Genomic DNA, 2,992 nt, shown 5'->3' on the forward strand with positions numbered 1-2,992 from the left:
GGTGCCAATTCAGTGTTGCTGTTGGAGGTGTCGTTTGTGGATGGTGAGGCGACCGCCGTTCGAAGCATCTCCATCTGGGCGCAATCGCCGACTGTCGTTTCAAGCTCATCGAAGAATTCGCTCACATTGCCCTCGCCGGAATGGATGATGCGCCACGTGTAGTGGCGGCTCTCGTGGCGTGTATCGAACAGTAGCCCGTCACCGAGATGATCGCGGGCAATGTGAGGGATAGAGGCACAGAGAGGGGTACGCTCCCAGTACGAGTAGAGAACGAGCGTCTCAGTGGTATGGTCAAGAACCTGTGTGGTCTGAGTCGCGTTACAGTCCTCGGTCGCGAGACAGTCCGCGTAATAGTCGCTGTTGAGAAAGGCGTCTTCGATGGCAGCGAGAGCATCGGGCGTCCCCGTAGCATGGTCAACGCGCCAGAGTCGGTCATCAGTAGCGTGCAGGGAGAGTGAGCGAACCGAAGCATCTGGATGGTTAGCGAGAGTATCAGCCACCCGATTGCACCCGGGTTCGTATTCGAGGGCAAAGACGAGTTCGCGCATAGGTTGCAATAGGTGCTACAGTGCCATAACAGGTGGTTTCAGCCTGTTAGATTCGGCTGGTCGGGTCAGATCACATCGTCGGGGTCGTGCGTTTCCTGCATCCGCTGTGCCTCGGCGGCNGCTACAGTGCCATAACAGGTGGTTTCAGCCTGTTAGATTCGGCTGGTCGGGTCAGATCACATCGTCGGGGTCGTGCGTTTCCTGCATCCGCTGTGCCTCGGCGGCGTACCGCTCTTGGAGGTCGGGATCATCGACAGTGCCGAGATTATCCGATTCAGCATCGGCGGCCGCGGTGGTGTCGCGCACGTCGGTGAAGGAGGTAAGTGCCCGCTCCTTCCGGTAGTATTGCTCACCGTTAGTGGTCGCGTAAGTGAGGATGATCAAATTCTGCTCGTCGTCAGAGTAGGTGCGTTCAACCAGCCAGACACGCACATCGTCGTCCAATTGATCCGGCATACTCGTCTGGTTATCGCTCCTAGGAGTTAAGTGGCAGAAATCACGTAATGGACTACTCACACAGACAGTACGGAAAACACCAGTTTTCGACACCAATCAGAAAACCACCGTTCATTATATACCGAACTACCTGAACTCGGCTAGGCCAATTTATCATGCATGCCACTCGATGAAAATAGGCTGTCGATGTGAGTTTCATTTTCAAAAGGTGACGAACTCTATCTATCCGGATTCAGAGATCAGCAACAATCGCTGCTGGTCTCGCAGACCTCGCCGTACTCGACACCAGTCGTGTTACTGATCGCTTCATTGCACTGTTCCAGTAGCGGTTCGAATTCAGATTCCGTCGATTCGGCTTGCGTGTCGGCAAGTGCCTCACCGAGGCTTTCGGCGGCAGCCAAAACGTCGCTCTCGGTGGTGCTCAACAGCAGCCACCTCCGGTAGACTGGGCGAATTCCTGCCCGATCCGATCGCTGATTATATCATTGGTCTCCTGTAACAGTTCGGTGAGCTCCTCCTGGGCAGCTTGCTGCCGTTGGATGGTCTCGTTGTCGGCTATCTCGGTCTGAAGCTCTTTGAGTTCGCTCATCACCGACTGGTCGAACTCTCCATCTTGCATCCGTTGCTGTTTTTGCTCGAAGTCCTGGAGCAACGCCGATGCCTCCGGATCGTTTTTGAGTGCCTCGCTGGCCTCACTGAACTGTTGATAGGTCTCGGAGTCGGTGAGCGTCTCGATGAATGTCCGGAGTTCGGCTTCGACGACTGTCCCTTCTGATTGGACTTCGCTCATGAGATCATCACCTCCTCGTGTTTCTTCGGGAGTTCTGAGAGTCCAGTAAGCTCCTCACCGAACGCGCTCAGTTCATCCGATCCGACTGGCTCGTCCCGACGCAACGGCGCAAGCATCATCGGCGTTTCGAAGCGTTCCTTGATTTCGCCGAGGTATTTCTCCTGTTGGGCCCGTCGATTCGCGAAGAAGGCGTTGTCGCCGTACTCCTCGGGAAGCAGGTAGTTCGCAACGACGAACGCCGTCTCGATACCGACCTGCTCTTTGAGGTCCTCAGCAGCGCGATAGGCCTCCATCATCGGGGTGAATTCAGGGGACATGACGAAGGCAAAGGAACTCTTCGTCGGGTCTTGCATCGTCTCGATGACTTCGTCGTACTGATCTCCTTTCGAAGGAGCGGCTCCCTTCGTCAGCGATCCCAAATCCATGAAGCCCTTCCAGTCCGAGGGCAGTTCCAGCAAGCGGAGCGTATGACCAGTCGGGGCAGTGTCAAAGACGACGATGTCGTAGCCGTCTTCCTGGAAGTAGCTCACGAACTTTTCAAGTGCCGCCATCTCCTCGGCACACGGAGATTCTAGTTCTTCCTCAACGTTGGAGATAGCGGCCTCGACGTCCAACTGGGTGTCTTCCTTGTTCTCGTACATCTCATGGACGTGATCGAGTACCTGCGTGCGGTACTCTTCGAGGGCTTTCTCCTGGTCGATACGGGCCGCATCGAGGTTTTCCCGATTCACCGATGTGGGATCGTGACCGACTGGCTCACCGAAGATGTCTTCGAGATGTGCAGCCGGATCGGTCGTGACGACGAGCGTCTCGTAGCCGGCTTCCGCGAGTTTCGTTGCCGACGTCGCGGCGACGGTGCTTTTGCCGACGCCGCCCTTTCCCGTGAAAAACAGATATCGGGTGCCCTCGTCGGGCTGGAGTTGTTCGGCGACCGATTCGGGGTCCGCCAGCGCATCGATATCGACCGACTGATCGGGGTCGACGTTGGTCGCCGTGCCGACATCGACGGTCGCCTCGTCACCGTCGTAGATGACGCCGCTGACATCCGAAAGGAGATCGGGACCAGCGATCTCGCCGGGCTGGAGCGGATACGTTGCTATCGCGTCGGTGTCGAACTCGGTTCGAGCTCGCTCGATGACTGCTTGTTCGTCCTCGCGTTTCCCCTCGAAGAAGGGGTCCTCACAGACTGATTCGGGGA

The 2,992-nt window shown here is 56.7% G+C and carries 5 protein-coding genes; all 5 read right to left on the reverse strand.

All coding sequences use genetic code 11. From position 1 onward, the window contains the following. Window positions 1-548, reverse strand: a 548-nt coding sequence (locus tag C451_RS01000; protein WP_007736684.1) for a hypothetical protein, incomplete at its 3' end; no start/stop codon positions are given. Between the two features lie 171 nt (window positions 549-719). Further along, window positions 720-1,004, reverse strand: coding sequence for a hypothetical protein (locus tag C451_RS01005; protein ID WP_005040668.1), 285 nt, complete (start codon window positions 1,002-1,004; stop codon window positions 720-722). A gap of 239 nt (window positions 1,005-1,243) precedes the next feature. Further along, window positions 1,244-1,429 carry a halo-CC-star protein HcsS gene (gene hcsS, locus C451_RS01010; RefSeq protein ID WP_007736697.1) on the reverse strand — a complete coding sequence of 62 codons (186 nt, stop codon included), beginning with the start codon at window positions 1,427-1,429 and terminating at the stop codon, window positions 1,244-1,246. Continuing rightward, window positions 1,426-1,794 (reverse strand): halo-CC-star protein HcsL, encoded by a 369-nt coding sequence (gene hcsL / locus C451_RS01015; RefSeq protein ID WP_007736699.1) that lies wholly within the window; start codon window positions 1,792-1,794, stop codon window positions 1,426-1,428. Before hcsL ends, hcsS begins: the two co-directional genes overlap by 4 nt. Next, window positions 1,791-2,992 (reverse strand): ArsA family ATPase (locus C451_RS01020; RefSeq protein ID WP_007736701.1); only part of this gene is annotated, 1,202 nt, incomplete at its 5' end. The genes hcsL and C451_RS01020, both read right to left, overlap by 4 nt.

Origin of the sequence: Halococcus thailandensis JCM 13552 (assembly GCF_000336715.1) — an archaeon.
Classification (GTDB): domain Archaea; phylum Halobacteriota; class Halobacteria; order Halobacteriales; family Halococcaceae; genus Halococcus; species Halococcus thailandensis.

Coding starts and splice junctions, on each gene's coding strand:
- C451_RS01005 (WP_005040668.1), bottom strand. CDS start 1,004: ATGCCGGATCAATTGGACGACGATGTGCGTGTCTGGCTGGTTGAACGC.
- hcsL (WP_007736699.1), bottom strand. CDS start 1,794: ATGAGCGAAGTCCAATCAGAAGGGACAGTCGTCGAAGCCGAACTCCGG.